General features: G+C 30.2%; 20 protein-coding genes. 3 read left to right on the top strand and 17 right to left on the bottom strand.

Going from position 1 to position 17,800, the window contains the following annotated elements; genetic code table 11:
* On the top strand, positions 1-247 hold a 247-nt coding region (locus K8M07_RS04840; RefSeq protein ID WP_223376766.1), incomplete at its 5' end, for an IS3 family transposase.
* A gap of 56 nt (positions 248-303) precedes the next feature.
* Here K8M07_RS04840 and ppsA read toward each other — a convergent pair.
* The 4 genes from ppsA to K8M07_RS04820 form a co-directional block, all read right to left on the bottom strand.
* Positions 304-2,664, bottom strand: a complete 2,361-nt coding sequence (gene ppsA, locus K8M07_RS04835) for a phosphoenolpyruvate synthase (RefSeq protein WP_223376765.1) — start codon at positions 2,662-2,664, stop codon at positions 304-306.
* Positions 2,665-2,794: 130 nt separating this feature from the next.
* On the bottom strand, positions 2,795-3,799 hold the full coding sequence (locus K8M07_RS04830) for a methyl-accepting chemotaxis protein (protein ID WP_223376764.1): 1,005 nt from the start codon (positions 3,797-3,799) through the stop codon (positions 2,795-2,797).
* Positions 3,800-3,910: 111 nt separating this feature from the next.
* Complete coding sequence (locus tag K8M07_RS04825; protein WP_223376763.1) at positions 3,911-4,372, bottom strand: hypothetical protein; 462 nt, start codon at positions 4,370-4,372, stop codon at positions 3,911-3,913.
* Between the two features lie 128 nt (positions 4,373-4,500).
* On the bottom strand, positions 4,501-4,701 hold the full coding sequence (locus tag K8M07_RS04820; protein WP_223376762.1) for a hypothetical protein: 201 nt from the start codon (positions 4,699-4,701) through the stop codon (positions 4,501-4,503).
* Positions 4,702-4,826: 125 nt separating this feature from the next.
* Between K8M07_RS04820 and K8M07_RS04815 the strand changes: the two genes are divergently transcribed.
* Positions 4,827-5,024, top strand: a complete 198-nt coding sequence (locus K8M07_RS04815; RefSeq protein ID WP_223376761.1) for a DUF378 domain-containing protein — start codon at positions 4,827-4,829, stop codon at positions 5,022-5,024.
* Between the two features lie 27 nt (positions 5,025-5,051).
* On the opposite strand, the gene K8M07_RS04810 is transcribed toward K8M07_RS04815, so the two are convergent.
* The 8 genes from K8M07_RS04810 to K8M07_RS04775 form a co-directional block, all read right to left on the bottom strand.
* Positions 5,052-5,222, bottom strand: a complete 171-nt coding sequence (locus K8M07_RS04810; protein WP_223376760.1) for a hypothetical protein — start codon at positions 5,220-5,222, stop codon at positions 5,052-5,054.
* 100 nt (positions 5,223-5,322) lie between these two features.
* On the bottom strand, positions 5,323-5,856 hold the full coding sequence (locus tag K8M07_RS04805; protein ID WP_223376759.1) for a class IV adenylate cyclase: 534 nt from the start codon (positions 5,854-5,856) through the stop codon (positions 5,323-5,325).
* A gap of 19 nt (positions 5,857-5,875) precedes the next feature.
* Positions 5,876-6,601 carry a glucosamine-6-phosphate deaminase gene (nagB, locus tag K8M07_RS04800; RefSeq protein WP_223376758.1) on the bottom strand — a complete coding sequence of 242 codons (726 nt, stop codon included), beginning with the start codon at positions 6,599-6,601 and terminating at the stop codon, positions 5,876-5,878.
* 14 nt (positions 6,602-6,615) lie between these two features.
* Positions 6,616-7,299: a metallophosphoesterase gene (locus tag K8M07_RS04795; protein ID WP_223376757.1), complete on the bottom strand. Its 684-nt coding sequence runs from the start codon at positions 7,297-7,299 to the stop codon at positions 6,616-6,618.
* 83 nt (positions 7,300-7,382) lie between these two features.
* Entirely contained in the window at positions 7,383-9,815 is a 2,433-nt protein-coding gene (locus K8M07_RS04790; RefSeq protein ID WP_223376756.1) for an ATP-binding protein, read from the bottom strand.
* Positions 9,812-10,912, bottom strand: a complete 1,101-nt coding sequence (locus K8M07_RS04785) for an exonuclease SbcCD subunit D (RefSeq protein ID WP_223376755.1) — start codon at positions 10,910-10,912, stop codon at positions 9,812-9,814. The genes K8M07_RS04790 and K8M07_RS04785 overlap by 4 nt, the downstream gene beginning before the upstream one ends.
* A 151-nt stretch (positions 10,913-11,063) precedes the next feature.
* Complete coding sequence (locus K8M07_RS04780; protein WP_223376754.1) at positions 11,064-12,002, bottom strand: DUF5700 domain-containing putative Zn-dependent protease; 939 nt, start codon at positions 12,000-12,002, stop codon at positions 11,064-11,066.
* Between the two features lie 72 nt (positions 12,003-12,074).
* Entirely contained in the window at positions 12,075-12,950 is an 876-nt protein-coding gene (locus K8M07_RS04775) for a patatin family protein (protein WP_223376753.1), read from the bottom strand.
* A 112-nt stretch (positions 12,951-13,062) separates the two neighbouring features.
* On the opposite strand from K8M07_RS04775, the gene K8M07_RS04770 reads away from it, so the two are divergent.
* Positions 13,063-13,539, top strand: coding sequence for a superoxide dismutase family protein (locus K8M07_RS04770; RefSeq protein ID WP_223376752.1), 477 nt, complete (start codon positions 13,063-13,065; stop codon positions 13,537-13,539).
* A gap of 57 nt (positions 13,540-13,596) precedes the next feature.
* On the opposite strand, the gene K8M07_RS04765 is transcribed toward K8M07_RS04770, so the two are convergent.
* From K8M07_RS04765 to K8M07_RS04745, 5 genes are all read right to left on the bottom strand, one after another.
* Positions 13,597-14,472 carry a DegV family protein gene (locus K8M07_RS04765; RefSeq protein WP_223376751.1) on the bottom strand — a complete coding sequence of 292 codons (876 nt, stop codon included), beginning with the start codon at positions 14,470-14,472 and terminating at the stop codon, positions 13,597-13,599.
* A 65-nt stretch (positions 14,473-14,537) separates the two neighbouring features.
* Positions 14,538-15,350: a selenium-dependent molybdenum cofactor biosynthesis protein YqeB gene (yqeB, locus tag K8M07_RS04760; RefSeq protein WP_223376750.1), complete on the bottom strand. Its 813-nt coding sequence runs from the start codon at positions 15,348-15,350 to the stop codon at positions 14,538-14,540.
* Positions 15,351-15,459: 109 nt separating this feature from the next.
* Positions 15,460-15,987 carry a nucleoside-triphosphatase gene (locus K8M07_RS04755; protein ID WP_223376749.1) on the bottom strand — a complete coding sequence of 176 codons (528 nt, stop codon included), beginning with the start codon at positions 15,985-15,987 and terminating at the stop codon, positions 15,460-15,462.
* Between the two features lie 22 nt (positions 15,988-16,009).
* Positions 16,010-16,942 carry a 1-phosphofructokinase family hexose kinase gene (locus K8M07_RS04750; RefSeq protein ID WP_223376748.1) on the bottom strand — a complete coding sequence of 311 codons (933 nt, stop codon included), beginning with the start codon at positions 16,940-16,942 and terminating at the stop codon, positions 16,010-16,012.
* Between the two features lie 343 nt (positions 16,943-17,285).
* Entirely contained in the window at positions 17,286-17,747 is a 462-nt protein-coding gene (locus tag K8M07_RS04745) for a ribonuclease H-like YkuK family protein (protein WP_223376747.1), read from the bottom strand.
* Positions 17,748-17,800: the final 53 nt, after the last annotated feature.

Genomic DNA, 17,800 nt, shown 5'->3' with positions numbered 1-17,800 from the left:
GATTGAAGAAGCTGGTATGACTCAAAGTATGTCTAGAGTTGGTAAGTGCATTGATAATGGACCTATGGAAGGATTTTTTGGTACATTAAAAGTTGAGATGTTTTATGGTAAAAAATTTAAAACACTTGAAGAATTAAAAGAAAAAATAGTTAAATATATTAAATTCTATAATGAAAAAAGATTTCAAAAAAGACTAGGATGCATGGCTCCTTTAGAATATCGAAACCATGCATCCATAAGTGCATAAATTTTTAATTAATTTAGTTGTCTACTTGACATGGGGCAGTTCACAAGGGTCGCCCATTATATATTCCTAATCTTATTCAATATCATTTTCTGTTCTACTGTAGCAACCAATCTTCTTGTATATGCTACTGTATCTGGGTTGACACTCATACTGTCTATTCCTTGTTGAACTAAAAACTCCGCAAACTCTGGATATTGAGATGGTCCTTGCCCACATATGGATATTGTCTTGCCATATTTATGAGCTGCTTTGATGAGCTTGGATATAGCTCTCTTTACAGCCTCATTTCTTTCATCAAAATATCCCATATTATTAAGTATGCCTGAATCTCTATCTGCTCCCATTATAAGCTGAGTTAAATCATTGCTTCCAATGCTAAATCCATCTACCAATTGTGCAAACTCTTCTGCTTCAAATACCACTGATGGCACTTCTGCCATTATCCAAATTTTAAATCCTTTATCCTGTACTAAGCCTTCTTCTGCCATTATTTTCTTTACCTTTTTAAGTTCCCAAGTAGTCCTTACAAATGGTAACATTGCCCATACATTTTCAAGCCCAAATTCTTCTCTTACCTTCTTCATAGCTCTACATTCTAGTCTGAATCCTTCTTCATATTCTGGGGAAATATATCTTGATACCCCTCTCCATCCTATCATTGGATTAGCTTCTATTGGTTCTACTTCATCTCCGCCTTTTAATCCTCTAAATTCATTGGTCCTAAAATCTGATAGTCTAACTACTACTGGTTTTGGATATATTTCCTGGGCTACCATAGTAATACCTTCTGCTAATTTGTCTATCAAAAGTTTTCCTTGTCCAGTTTTAACTAGATACATTGGATGTGCTCCTATTAAATTAGTAAATATAAATTCAGTTCTCATAAGTCCTATACCATCAAAAGGTAAATTCTTATATCTCTCTATTATGGATGGTTCTCCTAAGTTCATGTATATCTTAGTTGCTGTTACTGGTGCTAGTTGATGTACTAAATCTTCACTAATAGGTGCTTGCCCATTTACTGTTACATCCTTTGTTTCCTCTTTTTTCTCTTGTAACACTATTCCTTCATAAACTACTCCTCTTTTAGCATCAACAGTAACATCCATGCCCTCTTTTAATACTTCAGTAGCACCTTTAGCACCAACTATACATGGAATTCCTAGTTCTCTTGATACTATTGCTGCATGGCAAGTTCTTCCGCCTTCCTCTGTTACTACTGCATTAGCCCTTCTCATAGCTGGAACCATATCTGGGTTAGTCATTATGGTTACTAAAATGTCTCCATCTTCTACTCTTGATATTTCGGATATATCGCTTATATATTTAACCTTGCCAACTCCAATCCCTGGAGATGCTGCTAATCCTCTTGATAAAGCTTTTAATTCTTTCTTTTCTACTTCTTTTTCCATTACTTTCTCTCCCTTTATAGTAGTTATTGGTCTTGATTGTAATATATATAATTTTTTAGTATCCTTATCAAATCCCCACTCTATATCCTGATGACTTCCATATAATTCCTCGATTTTCATTCCATAATCTGATAATATAAAAATCTCTTCATCAGTTAAACATTGCTTATTAATATAGTCATATCCTAAATAATCTGATACTTTAATTTCAACTGTCCCTACACCTATATCCTTTTTCACTATCATAACCGTTTTTTCTGCAATATGCTTTTCAGCAATTTCCTCAGATTTTTTATCAATTATATATTCATCTGGAGTTACAGTTCCTGATACTACTGCTTCTCCTAATCCCCAACTTGCATTTATCATAATCTGGTTAGGGTCATTGTTAATTGGATTTGCAGTAAACATTACCCCTGCTTTTTCACTATTAACCATTTTCTGTACTACTACACTCAATGCTACATCAAAATGGTCAAATTGTTGATTTTCCCTGTAATATATAGCTCTACCTGTCCAAAGGGATGCCCAACACTTTTTTATATGATTCAATAGTTCTTCATATCCACTTATGTGTAAATAAGTATCTTGTTGCCCTGCAAAAGAAGCCTCTGGCAAATCTTCTGCTGTCGCTGAAGATCTAACAGCTACTTCTGCATTTTCTATATCTATTTTTTTATTGAATTTATGATATGCTAATTTAATCTCATCAGCCAAATCCTTAGGAACTTGTTGAGACATTATTAACTCTTGTACTTCTTTACTAGCCTTTTGTAATTCAATGGAATCTTCTACGTCTAAATCCTCAATATTTCCCTTTATCTTATCACCCAGGTTAGCTTTTTCAATAAAATAATTATATGCTTCTGCTGTTACACAGAATCCTGGTGGCACATCTAACCCCTTTTGAGTTAATTCACCTAAATTTGCTCCTTTGCCGCCAACCAAAGGTATATCATCTTTATTGATTTGATTAAACCATTTAATGTATTTAAATTCAGTCATATTTTTGCCTCCCATTAAATTATTTTTATGTATATATTATAGCATATTTAATTAAATGTGCTATACTTTTTATAGAATTTTTTTAAAAAATTTAGCCTTAAGGAAATTTTCCTTAAGGCTTTACTATTTATTAGCTCTCTATTCTTATATCAAATCCCATTATACCTACAAGATTATTTTTCACATCCATTATTTGGGTTGATATTGTAATGTTAACTTCATTTGTTAGTATGCTAAAATAGAAATCCGATACAAATACCTTCTGTTTCTTTCCATTAATGAACCATTCTCTTTCTGTTGCATCAACATCTCCAATATCTTTACTTGACGATATTAGTTTTCCATCAGTATCGAATAGATATATGAATTCTATATTAGGATTTTTATATATTATATCTCTATAAATATTCTTATGAGCTTTTACATTAAAAGTTCTTATATCTACATTTTCTCTGACTTTATTTACTACTTCTAGATTTGATTTTATTATTTTATCCAATACTTCCTCATCCATCACTATTTTTGAATGATGTTCAATCTCTTTTTCTAATTCCTTACTCATATCATCAAGATGAACTGCGTTGCTGCTTATATCGTCAGTAATAGCTGTTTGTTCTTCTACAGATGCAGAAATCTGTTGAGTTCCCGCCACAGTTTCCTGCGATATAGAGCTGATCACTTGTAGGTTTTCTATGATTTTATTCAGTTCTACTAATTGATTCCCCATTCTTTTGTCGGTTGTCTCTATAACACTATTAATTGTATCAAGGGAATCCTTTGCATCTTTAAAGGATATTTGAGTTTCTCGCGTCAATTCGGAATCCTTCTGTTCCTCAGCTATCCCATCTTTTAAATTGGACAACAATTCCTTTATATCCTGGGCGAATTCTTCAATCATGTTGTTTATATTGTCTGTTGCTCCTCTAGTCATTTCAGCTAATTTCCCAACTTCATCTGCTACTACAACAAAGCCTTTACCATATTCACCAGCTCTTGCTGCTTCTATTGTTGCATTTAATGCTAATAGATTTGTCTGTTCGGATATGTCCTTCACCATATCTACAATATTGTTTATTTCACTTACATTTTTAGAAATGATCTCAGCATCTTTTATTAGTGATTGGTTTCTATTCATTCTATTTTCCATATTCGTAGTTAAGTCTTTTAATATCTGCCCTGTTTTTACAAAAGAATCATTGGTCTTATCCCATTGTTCTTTGGCTTTTTTGTTTCCTTCAGTAGTTTTTTAAGATAATAATTTTAAATTGTTATTCATAGATAGTACTTCTTCTACCTTATTTTTTTGTTCTTCGGCACCTATGGATATAGATTCAATTGCCTGAGCTACTTCATTAATGGATTGATTGGTTTCATTGGTAGCTAAAGCTAAGTCATTGGTTATACCTAAAATTTTCTGAGAGGAATATGCAATTTGGGATAAAGCACCTCTATAGTTGTCCAATATTTTATTGAGATTCCTAGCTATCTTATCATATGCCTTATTCTTTGTATGAAATTTTTTAGATAGATTTCCATTTGCTACTTCCTCTACTCCATTTTCAATGCTTTTCTTAGAATCAGTTTTATTCTTAAATATGTACGATAATAGTTCTAATAAAACGATCCCACCTAAAATAAAGTAAAAATAGAAGGAAACTGAATTATTAAAAAAGATAAGGAATAAAACACCTGCTAGTAATAACTTCAATATAATTATTAAAATAAAAATCCTCCTCCTCTATAAGTCAATATATTTTAATTTTATAATATTGTGGGAATTTTCAAAATATTTTTATCGGAAAAAGAGATAAAAATAAATCCCGTATGAATACGGGATTAGAAAAACTTACCATCTGTAAATAATATTACTAGCAATAAGAAGAAGAATAGTAAGGAATCATCTCCTTTGTCAAACCAATCACCATTATTAAATAAAATTACTAGTAGCAAGAAAAAGAACAATAAATTGTCATCATCTTCTCCTCCTAAAATTCCTGCTAAACCTTTTTTTCTTCCACCTTTTACTTCGTCTACCATTTATAGCCCTCCTTATATTTCATTTCTCAATGTATATTATGTAATAAATCTTATTATGGTTACACATTTTGTATATTTATTTTCTTTTGAGGAACACTACTCTTAAAATAAGAAGGAGTGATATAATGGATAAATTAGCTTTAATATTAGTTATAATAGGAGCATTGAACTGGGGTTTAATTGGATTATTTGAATTTGACTTAGTTGCAGCAATCTTTGGAGGTCAAACTTCTGCATTAAGTAGATTAGTATATGGTTTAGTTGGCTTAGCAGGAATATACTCATTTAAATTCCTATTTAGTGATAGAGAAAGAGTGGAATAAAAAAAACACAGTAGTTAGCTACTGTGTTTAAAATCCACCACATAAGAATAAAATTAGAAATATAAGTAGTATATCATCATCAAATATTCCACAGAATCCTTTATCAAAACCTCCCCCAAATAGTAATAGAATCAGAAAAATAAATACTATATTACTTTCTTTGCCTCTACCAAGATCGCTCACCATACTATTCAACATATAGACAACCTCCCAAAATAGTTTACTTTATAATATAATATTCAATCATTATTCTTTGGTTACAACAATAATAAAAAAAGCAGCAAAGCTACTTTTTTTATTATTCACTCTCTAATTCCATTATGGATTTAGTAGATATATTGGTCTTATCAATATTTAATAGATTAATTGCTTTTTCTAAATCTTCTTCCTTTTCAACTTCTATTTCCATATAAGGATAAGGGTATGTTTCTTTATCCCATTTATCCAGATCAAATCTTATATTTTGATATACATAGGATTTTCTTCTTTTACATCCCTCTTTAATTATGCTGTATTTTAAATTCTTTAAGATAGATATCATAGATTCCTTATCCTGTATTTTGGTGGTTATTTCAATGTTTTTTCTTAACTTCTCATGACTGATATTTTTCTTTAAAGTCAGCCTTATACTCGCATTATCAGTCAGCAGATCTTTGGTTTCCCTGATTCTTAGATAGCTATTCAGTTCATTTTCAATATACCTGTCATCAGAATCCAACACAGTATTTGTTTGATATTCATTGGCTATCAATTTAGCACCAATGTTTTTCAACTTCTCTTCTACTTCATCTAAATCAATATTTAATACCTTTACTTCTACTTCTCTTGCCATCTAAAATGCCTCCTGCTCATTATCCTTTATATGCTTCTTCATCAACAATAACTGTAACATCAGGATGTAATAAAAGCATGCTTGCTGGTAACTGAGTAGTTATTTTTTTACCTTCCAATAATTTTTTTATAACCTTTGCTTTTTTCTTTCCACTAGCCATTAATATGATCTTTTTAGCTTTCATAATGCTGCCAATCCCCATGGTAATTGCCTTTTTGGGTACCTCACCTGGAGAATCAAAAAATCTCGAATTCGCCTTAATAGTGGATTCAGTTAAATTAATTATACTTGTTCCAGTATTCAGCTCTTCGTCTGGTTCATTAAATGCAATATGACCATTTTCTCCAATCCCTAATATTTGAAGATCTATACCTCCTTTTTTCTCTATTAATTTATCATACTGTTTACAGTAATTATCTAAATCTTTTGCTTTCCCATCTGGTACAAAGGTATTATTCATATCTATATTTATATGATTAAATAGATTATCCTTCATAAAATAATGATAACTATTTGGATGTTCATAGTCTATACCTATATATTCGTCAAGATTGAATGAGATAACATTTGAAAAATCCAATCCTTCTTCCTTATGCATTCTTATCAATTCCTTATACATACCTACTGGAGTACTACCAGTTGCTAATCCCAATATTGTACTTTTATTTGATTCTATCTGTTGCTTAACAATACCTGCCGCTTTTTTGCTAATACCATCATAGTCTTTCTCAACAATTAATTTCATATTATAACCTCCTGCTATAGTATTTTTCTAGGCTTAAAATCTATATAATCACTGGATACACAATAAAACTTTATCTCATTTATGGTATCTTCAACTACAAATCTATGTCCTTTTGCATGAAGGTGTCCATATATACAAATATCAACTTTATGCTTTGCCATTACATTCACAAATTCATTTGGACTTAAATCAATATTAAATGGTGGGTAATGAAGCATTATAATCTTTGTTTGAACTTCTCCCAGGCTAGATAAGGATAATTCAAGTCTATTTATTTCTCTATTATATACCTTTTCATCATGAGAATCAAAACCTTCTGAATCTCTAGACATCCAACCTCTAGTACCCCCAATTCCAATCTTATCATTATATATAAAACTATTATTTTGTATAAATTTAATATTTTTTAAATTTAAATCATTTAATTTCCTTGGACCTCGCCACCAATAATCATGGTTTCCTTTCGTTATAATCTTATGGCCAGGCAATTCATCTATTCTTAGTAGATCATGATAGGCATCTTTAAGTTTTATTGCCCATGATATATCTCCTGGTATCAATACTAAATCTTCATTTGTTATGGTCTTATTCCAATTATCAAATATTTTATTCTCATGATCTATCCATTCTTCTCCAAATATACCCATAGGCTTTTTCTTGGAATAATCCAAATGTAGATCTCCTATTCCATATATCAAATACACCACTCCTATTAATGTTAAAGTATAACTTTAAGTCTAAAATGGCTTAAATTAAAGTTTCTAAATATTAAAGTAATACATTAACCTAAATCTATCAAGTTATACTTTAACCCTAAATTATCCAATATCTCCATCTCTCTATGGTGACAAGTGAAAAGCAATATCTGTACTTTGTCGCTAATTCTTCTCAAAAATTCTAATATATTTTTTAATCTGTAATCATCATACTGTATGAAACAATCATCCAATATTAATGGTAATCTTTCTTTTTTCATTGAATCCATAATACTGAATCTCAATGCAAAATACATTTGATCAATAGTTCCACCACTTAAGCTATCTATTTCTATTGTTTCTTTAGTATTTGGATTTTCTACAGTGATTTTTAAGTCATCATCTATTTTAATTCGATCATATTTTCCAGCTGTAACTAATTCAATCAACCGACTTACATCCTTATTTATTTTAGGTGCAAATTGATTATGTATTTCCTGAGAAATGTTCTCTATTACTTCCTTAGCTATTTGTATAGATTTTATTCTATCATCCATTGTATTTAACTGAGTTTTTGTCCTTGTTATCTTTTCTTCTATGTCAACTAACTCTTTTACATATTTATTTAGATTCTCAATTCTTTCCTCAAGCTTAGAACAAGTATCCTTCATAGAAGAAAGCATCCTCTTTCTACTATCTATTTCCTTAGCAACTTCATTTAAATCTATTTGTTCTACATATTCAAAATATTTATCGTCATAGTCTTTAAGTTCAGCTTTTAATTTCTCTAAACTAGTATCAGCTAATATTCTATTTAATAATTCCATCTTATTTTTTTTATCATTTATTAAATTATCATAAATAGCCTTGTTATTCAATCCTTCTTTAAACTCATCCAAATTATTAGAATTATTTCTAGTAATTATATTCTTTAATTTCTTATCTATATCATTGTTATCCTTTACCTTTGTCTCTAAAAGGGAATTATATTTTTTTTTGTTTCTATTTAACTCTCTTATTTGCATTAATCTATCATTTTGATTTGCTTGAGTAAACCGTATATCTTCATATAATTTTACTAACTCAGCTTTTGATGAGCAATTATGTTGTTTAATAATTTTATTTTGATTTCTTTCTATATCTTTAATTTTTTTTATTCTTTCTTCTTCTTGCGAATTTAAATTTGTAATCTTTTTATTAAAATCCTCTGCTTCTTTATGGAACTTTTTAGATGAACTAAAAAGATAAATCGATACCATTCCAGATATCACAGTTAGTATAGAAAATAGATTATTAACTATTATTAATCCTATAGATGCCATTGTCGATATTAAAAAGATTATGGATTGAGTTTTAGATCTATGTAATTTATCTTTGGCTCCCTTTAGTTCCGAGTTTAAAATCTCAAGTTTATTTTGTTGACTATTTATAACTAATTTATTTTTTTCCTCTTCCATTTGGTTGTAGTCTGACATATCAGTATATAATTCATCTGCTTTTACCCCACTTATAATTCCATTATTCCTCTTAAGTTCTAAATCTTTCAATTTTGCATCTATATCCTTGATTCTAGTAGACAGGTCATGGATCTCTCTATCTAAGTTATTCTTTTCACTATCCAATTTTAGGGACAAATAATAATCTTCTGAGGAAATATTTGAATATTGTTTGAGGTTTACAATCTTATCATCTATCTCTTTGATTTCATTTTTTATATTTAATGCATCTTGATACATCTTTTTCTTTGCCAGTATCTTTGCCTTATTAAACTTTGCTTTCAACTGTAATATTATATTTTCCCTGTCTTCTATTTCTTCTTTTAGATCTAAAAATTCATTAATGGACTGATCATATTCCTTCTGTCTTTCTAGAAGTTGCTCCCTTCTTTCTTCTAATCTCTCTAATTTTTTTACTGCTTTGCCATATGAACGTTTATACGCTTTTTTTGTACCAATTGTCTCCAATTGCTTATCTAAATCGTCCAATGTGTTTCTAATCGATATTTCATCATCTAAACTCATACTAATGTTTGCCAGTTTGTCCTTTACTTCCTTAGAAAAATTAGAATCCACCTTGTTCCCTAATTGCTTTATTGATATGGTATTATTATAAACTGTACTGTTGAAGTCAAAAAAATATAGCCCCGGAAGGTTTTCTTTCAATTTCTTACCTGTATCTATATAATCTGTGATGTTCTTGCCGGTTAAATCATCATATACATTTACTTCTCCTTTGTTAAAATCTCTCTCTATCCTATACTTCTTGTCGTCTTTAGAAATACTCATAACTCCAGAATATTCTTGCCCATGCCAAGGTCTATATTTATCCAATTCATCAAAAAAATATCTTCTAGTAACATAGGGTTTTAAAAACCCATAGAACATTCCATTTATAAAGTTATATATAGTTGTTTTCCCCGATTCATTCTTGCCATATATGATGTTTAATCCATCTTCAAGTTCAAACGTCTTATTGTGAAATTTACCAAAGGATACTAAGTTTAACTCATTTAAAATCATATCCCCACCTTGCCTTTCATCAACACCTCTAATCCTATATATAGAGCGTCCTTATTTACTTTATTTTCTAAATCCTTCTTTTTCATCTCTCGAATAAAATATCCTATGATGTTATCCCTATTGTCCTCTTCTAAACCTTCTAAGTCGTAGTCTATAATTATATTATCTATAATCTCTAGATGATAAAAATAATTGGATAAACTCTCAATAATATCAGATATATTTATTTCTATATCTCGGTTAATGACTCCTTCCAATTTTATTCTGTATAGATTATTACTTAGATTATTTACATCATCACATTCCTTTATCCTATCTATTATATCTAAATAACTTAAGGTTTCATCTAAAACTATGGTCTTTTCTAAAAAAATTCTATTGCTAAAAGGAATAAATTCAATTGTAGTATTTTTATTCTCTACTGTTCCCTGTATAATCCCATGTTGCCCTATTTCACCAAAATCTAATGGTTCTGGACTGCCACAATAGGCCATTTTATTTGAAATCAGATTAGGCTTATGAATATGGCCTAGTCCTACATAATCAAATTCTAGTTGTGATAAATAATTTTTATCTAAAGGTAGATATACGCTATCCTTGCTGAATATATCTCCATGAATTATCAATATGTTTATCTTACTAGTATCTAGATCTTCAAAATCATTGAACACATCCTCATTATTTTCACCTTTGTCCCAGCTATACCCATATATATTGGTATTCTTGTTTAAAAACTCTTTTTTGCTCAATCCTTCAGTACCAAATATGGTTACATTATCTGGCCAATCCACTAGATTGTACAAGGAATTTTTGTTCAATGTATCATGATTTCCTGCCGTTATTATAATATCAATATTTTCAGCTCTTGATAGGGTATCTTTTACCCGATTTATGTCCATTAATGTAAAATATTTTTCTTCAAATAAATCTCCTGCAATAAATAGAAAATCAACATTTTCCTGTATCCCCTTGTCAATTATCCTCTCAAATGTATCCCAAAGTTCCAATCTTCTTTTATTAGCTTTTTCTCCACTAAAGCTGACACCTTTAAATTGCAGCCCTAGATGCAAGTCTCCAGTATGTATAAATTTAACCATAAGTTCACCCCTGTATTTTGATACTAACTAAAATTATACCACAGTTTTAGGGAATAAAAAATATAAAGCCCTAAAAAGGGCTTCTATTCCTCTGCTATTAATAATCCATATTACAATATATATCTCTCAATTATTAAAGTAATTATAGCCTTTAGGCTAAGAAAACCCACTTTATAACTTCATCTTCAAAACCTGATGGTATATTACGCTTATTACATATTTCTATATATTTTGTAATTATCCTTGTAAATTCTAAATTTATTGTCCACTCATCTAAGGCTAATACTCCTTCCTTACTATAGATAGTGGAAACTATTATGTAACCTATTACATATATATTTAAATCTTCAATTTTATACTTTTGAACCATCCCAAACTTTATGTTCAATAGGACATTGTTCAAAATATCAAACTGTATTTTGGAAAGCAACAAATTTCTTTTAGTCAAATTCCCAGTTAAATCATCTGATTCTAATATGGGACCATGTTGAACTAAACAAGCAATACCTTCTTCAATAGATTTCCCAAACAATTCATATATTACCCTATTTCTTTCTTTCACAAGTTTCCACGCAAATCTGATTCTATTTGTTAAAGGAATATTTCTGCTATGATATAGTTCATGGCTTAAAATATTGATAAACTCTTTTCTTTTTCCTATATAATTGCCATAATTAATGAAGATATCTCTTCGACTAATTGTAAAACCGCCATCAGTACCACCGCTATATAGATATATATTTGCATTTACTCTCATCTCATCAGGTATTATTTTATAAACTTTTTTTAAGGCTAATTTAATAATCATTTTACCATGATCTTGCAAATATTGGATATCCGTCTTTAGTTGATTTAAATTACTTTTTATTAGATAAAATTTATATTTATCTTTATAACCTGTATTCTTAACTATCTTTTTAAGCGCTGCTTTTATTTCATCTTTATTAACATTTTTTCCTATGCTATTTTCATGTTGTAAAAAGACTTTGGTTGCTTTTGTATTTAAAAATCTATCAAATAGTTTATCATCGAAAGTGTTTTTATCAAACATTTTAGCCAATATTAGTATACAATCTATATTTAGAGCCACCTCGCACCCCCTATTCCAAATGGTCTATAATTATATATACGCCCGTTTGGAATAGGGTATGAATATTTGGAACTACGAAATATTATCTAGCCACTTTTTAAAATCATCCATTTGCTCTATTGTTTCTCTGTAGCCCTGCTCATACAGTTCATTCAATTTAACAGTGTCCTTTTCTATTCTATTGACCTTTATCTTATCAATTGGTCTAAATATATAAGCAAATCCTTCTTTTTTAAAGGTTTCTATCTTTTCTAATGTGACATTATATCTTATATGTCTATCTTTAATTGCATCATATATTCTAGGATATTTACTTAAACAATGTCTTGAATATGCACCCAACCTTTGTTTTTCCTTTACATAGCCTTCATTTCTAGTAAGTATCAACACATTGTACGCATTCCCATCTTCTAATGATTTATCTATAGGTATAGAATCTGAAACGCCACCATCAAAATAAAGTCGTCCATCTATTTCTACTGGTGGAGATATAATAGGCAAACTACTAGACGCTTTTAATACCTTCGCCATAAATTTCTTTCCTCTTTCTTTAAATTGTCTTTTTTCAAAATATACAGGTTTTCCTGTACTGACTTCTGTAGCACATACTTTAAATATGGTTTCAGAATTAAAAAAAGTCTCATAGTCAAATGGATCTAGTTTATCTGGTAAAGTTTCAAATAAAAAATTCATATTAAAAAAACTCTTATCCTTTACCAAATATTTGATACCGGAGTAATCTTTATGGGATACATAATCAACAAATACCCTTTTATTTCTTTCCTTTTGTTTTGATACATAATCAGCACCATTATTTGCACCTGCTGAAACCCCTATTACATAAGGGAATTTAATATTTTCATCTATAAATGCAGCAATAACTCCTGCAGTATAAGCGCCTCTCATACCGCCACCTTCAAGGATTAATCCTATGTTTTTATTCTTCATTCTACCGCCCCCCTACTAATTTGATGGTATCACTCATACAAATATTTTAGAATAATCCTCATCACCTATTTCTGCCCTTCTACATACTATATATTTGAAGGGAGGAATAGATATGAGAAGCAATTGGACTACTGCCTATGCTAAAATAATAGGCGGGAACCTTGCTCCTAATATATATGGTAACATATTTTTTGATGATGTGGCAGGTGGAACTGAAGTATATGTAGAAGTATGGGGTTTACCCTTATACCAACCTGCCAGAGGAGATGAAGACCCTATAGGCCCATTTGGATTCCATATTCATGAATTTGGTATCTGTGATATCATAGATCCGGAAAATCCTTTTGAATCTGCAGGAGAACATTACAATCCTACAAATCAACCTCATGGAAATCATGCGGGAGACTTCCCAGTAATATTTTCAAATAATGGCTATGCAAAGATGTGTTTCTTTACGGATAAATTTAAACCTAGGGATATAGTAGGAAAATCCGTAATAATCCATCAAAATCCTGATGATTATAGAACCCAACCTGCAGGAGATGCTGGAAAGCGAATAGCTTGTGGTGTAATAAAAAGACTTTATTAAATTTTTTTAATAATCTAAGGAAACTCCTGTATGCTGGCATACAGGAGTTTCCTTAGATTAAATATCATCTATATAAAATCCAGGTTTTTTATTGAAGAAAAATACACCAACACCACCTAAGCCTAAATGAGAACCCAATACACCTCCTATTTTCTCTATTATAATATTGTTGCATCCTACTTTTTTAATTATCATATCCTTTAATGCTAAGGCAGTTTTTAAATCACTTGCATGAGCTATTCCAATTATTTGATTTGGAAATTCCTTGATTCTTTGCTGTACAATATCTGCAACTGTATTTAATGCTCTTTTTCTTCCTCGTATTTTTTTGATTATTTTTATTTCTCCATCCTCAACACCTAAGATAGGTTTTATATTTAATGCACTTCCAATAATTGCTCCACCTTTGCTAATTCTTCCCCCTTTAAGAAGCCAACTTAGATCATCTATAGTAAAAATATGTTCGATATGTTTTATGCTCTCTCTTGAAATTTGAATAATACGTTCGAAACTTGTTCTCAATTCTGCCAATTTAGCACCTTGTAAAGCAATCAATCCTGAGGCAACGGAACCAGACTTGGTATCTATAATCTCCATCTTTACATTGGGATATTGCTTTTTAAGTTCCTCAATCACAAGGTATGCTGTTTGATATGTACTGGAAAGTTTAGAAGAAAATGAATAAAAAATAAAATCTTTACCTTTAACAGCATACTCTTTAAATAATTCATAGACTTTTTTAGGATTTGGTAACGAAGTCTTTGGGCAGATTCCCTTCTTCATCGCATCATATACTTCGTCAACAGTAACTGTAACTTTATCTATGTATTCCTTATTATCTATATAAACTCTGAGAGGTAGTATGTCTATATCATACTTTTTTATAAAATTATTGGGCAAATCAGAAGTACTATCCATTATGATTTTCGTCATGATTATTACCTCCTCGACAATTATCTTATAGTAATATTATATCATTATCTCTTTAATTTACTCGTCTATATATATTTTTTTCTATTTGAAATATGGAGGATAGCTTCCAATACTCCTCCACCAATAGCTCTTGCTTTATCCGAAATCTCATAGCAGTATTCAACTTTGCCTCTAGGGTCTATATCACCTATTTTCATACCTACGGTTACCTTATAACCATCCCTTATCATTCCCCTTACCACTCCATCTATTTTAGCTTTAACTTGTGAACCCTCTATTTCAGCGACAACATCATTTTTCTTTACAAAGGATCCTATATCCTTTAAGACTTTAATTTTACCATTTTTATTCCCTCTTAGAACCCGTTCTTCAGTGTAACCTTCTATATTACCTGGTACACCTGTATTGGACTCTGGTCTACCTTTTAATATAACTCTACCCAATCTATGTCCACGCTTAGTCTCAACTACAGCATCCACATCTTCTCCTGCTTCAAAGCCAGGTCCTACACCAATAACTATATCTGCCATATTTTTATTGGTACCCAAGTTTTTCTTTGCTAATATGGCATCAACCACTACATCAGGGTTGATCTCATTTATTTTACTACACTCTGGATCTATTAACACAGGTACTATACCTTTATTGAAACATTCATTAATTTCATCAATATCAGATACAAGCTTTGATTCCAATCCTTCTACTTTATGGTTTTTTTCATATACTGTTTCAGCAAAAGATACTTTTCTCCTTATAACCGATGGGTTGTCTGTCTCAATCATAACTATTTTAAAGCTTGAATTATACAATCTATAGGCTATACCTGTGGCAATATCTCCTGCTCCTCTTATAACAACTAAATAACTATTATCAAACATCTAAGGCACCTCTATTCTATTCAAAAAATATTAAAATTGATTGAACACATGAATAATTTTGTGTTTTTTATTTGATGAAGTCCATTTAAATTTCTTGTTGCTGGTATTCCTATTTGATTTTATTGTACAATTTTGTGGATATACAATCTCTGTTTTGTTTTGTGATTTCAACCACATTCACATCCTTACGCTCTCTTATGGAATTCAAAAATATTGTTTGGTGAGATTTAATTATTCCTAACACTTTTTTATCACTATCTATTATCTTATGGACTTTTTGTTGGAATATATTTGCCTTGTTTTCAAAAAAACCAAGCTCATCCATAATAATCAGTTCAAATGTATTTCTTAAACAATAATTAAGTATATCCACTCCAAAATCCTCAAACGTTTTTGTATTCTCTATCCACCTTATACCATCAGGAGTATATCCTATTATCGTTTTTTCAAATTCTGGCCTTTGCAGACAGTAATTAATAGGATGTATGTAAAACCCCTTCACTTTTTCATTTTCAAGAAATGCTTTAGTTGAAAATCCACCAATATTGTTATTACTAATATTTAATCTATCTATTATAGAGTTTAGCACTGTTGTCTTCCCAATATTTATTTTCCCTGTAAGAAATAAATTGTTCATAATGAAAACTCCTCAACAATCATTAAAATTTGGATTTTGTAATTACTATATCATTCATGATCTTTTTCATATTGTTCATATCAACTTTCCCTGGTTCAGACTCCATAACATTAGCTGTACCACAAGCAGCAGCTACCCTTAATGCAAATTCAAACTCATAATCTCTTAATAAAGATGCAATAAATCCTCCCGTCATTGAATCTCCTGCCCCAACTGAATTTACTGTATCAACTTTTGGTACTCTAATTCTATACATGTATCCATCATGAAAAACTATAGAACCATCTCTTCCTAATGAAATTATCACTATCTCAATGCCATCTTCTGATAAGTATTTTCCTGCTCCAATTATTTCCGCATCAGATTCAACAGAGCATCCTAAATAATACTCCAATTCATCTTTATTTGGCTTGATAAAGAAGGGTAAAGCCTCTATGCCTAGCTTTAAAGCTTCTCCACTAGTATCTAAGAAAAACTTCTTATTCTGTTCTTTTGCCATCACTATTAGATCTCTATAGATCTCATCAGGCAGGCCGGTAGGTACACTACCAGAAGCACAAACTATATCCACGTCCTTAATAAGCTCTCTATATAATTCATAAAATTTTATAACTTCATCTGTTGAAATAGAAGGTCCTCCCTCTAAAATTTCCGTTTGACTTCCATCATCAGATAATATTCTAATACAACCTCTAGTTTCATCATTAATATGTACAAATCTATGGTTCACACTAATACTATCTAATTTCTCTTCAATGTATTCTCCACTTCTGCCTCCTAAAAATCCGGTTACCATTACTTGCTCATTAAATTCATTTATAACCTTTGCAACATTTATTCCTTTTCCACCAGGAGTATATTTAAAGTCTTCAGTTTTAAAAATTTGTCCTTTTTCGAAGTCTTTAACATTATACCATCTATCAATAGAAGGATTTAAAGATATAATAAGAATCAAATCTATCTCCCCTTTTTTCTACATTATATCATATTTGTCTACAATTTTTTCTACATTATATAAACTTCACAATTTAATACCTTATATAATAGTTTATAGAATAAAAAACATCTTTATACAAAGATGTTTTTTATTTCACTCAATACCTTTTCTAATTCTTCAATATAACTACCATATTCTGCCCATTATCTATTTTGAGATGCTTCTTTAGCATTGTTGAATAATTTTTTATAAAAACACCTAATATATATTAACAATTGAGTATTAATCATACAATCGATATGTTTTACAAAATAATAAGTCATGAGTCGACAAGAGAACAAATCTATTAATTTATATAATCTTATTTTGAATACTTATCTGCTATTGATGAAGCAGCATAGGAATTGGGCTTTGTTTCACAGGTAAATCCGCATGCTTTTATCCACCCAACTATTTCTGGTATCAATTTCGATGTTTTTCCTTTTTTCCCTGCATCAACATGAATACTTATACCAAAATCTATTGACTCTCTTTCTAATGTTTCAGAAAGTTTAATAGCTAAGTTCAAACTATTACTTGTTTCATAGAAGAGTTTTTGACTTATATTAGTTATTCTCTTAACTGTTTTAATATCATAGAAAAATATTCCACCATTGCCTATTCTGTGCACAGCAACAACTACAACAGTTTTTGTGCCATCAAAATTTTGACTGTCTGTACCTACAGATATGTTGTAGGTACTATGTGGTGCTTTATTTATAAAATCCTTTATTATATCTATCATTTTTTTATAAGATATTTCACCATAAGTTGGGCTACGCATTGTTCCCCTTCTTTCCATTCAGCTTCTTAAATCAAGCTAGTTTATGGTTTTTA

Origin of the sequence: Schnuerera sp. xch1 (assembly GCF_019931165.1) — a bacterium.
Taxonomy (GTDB): domain Bacteria; phylum Bacillota; class Clostridia; order Tissierellales; family Tepidimicrobiaceae; genus JAIOUP01.
This window is presented reverse-complemented; position numbering and strand designations above follow the sequence as displayed.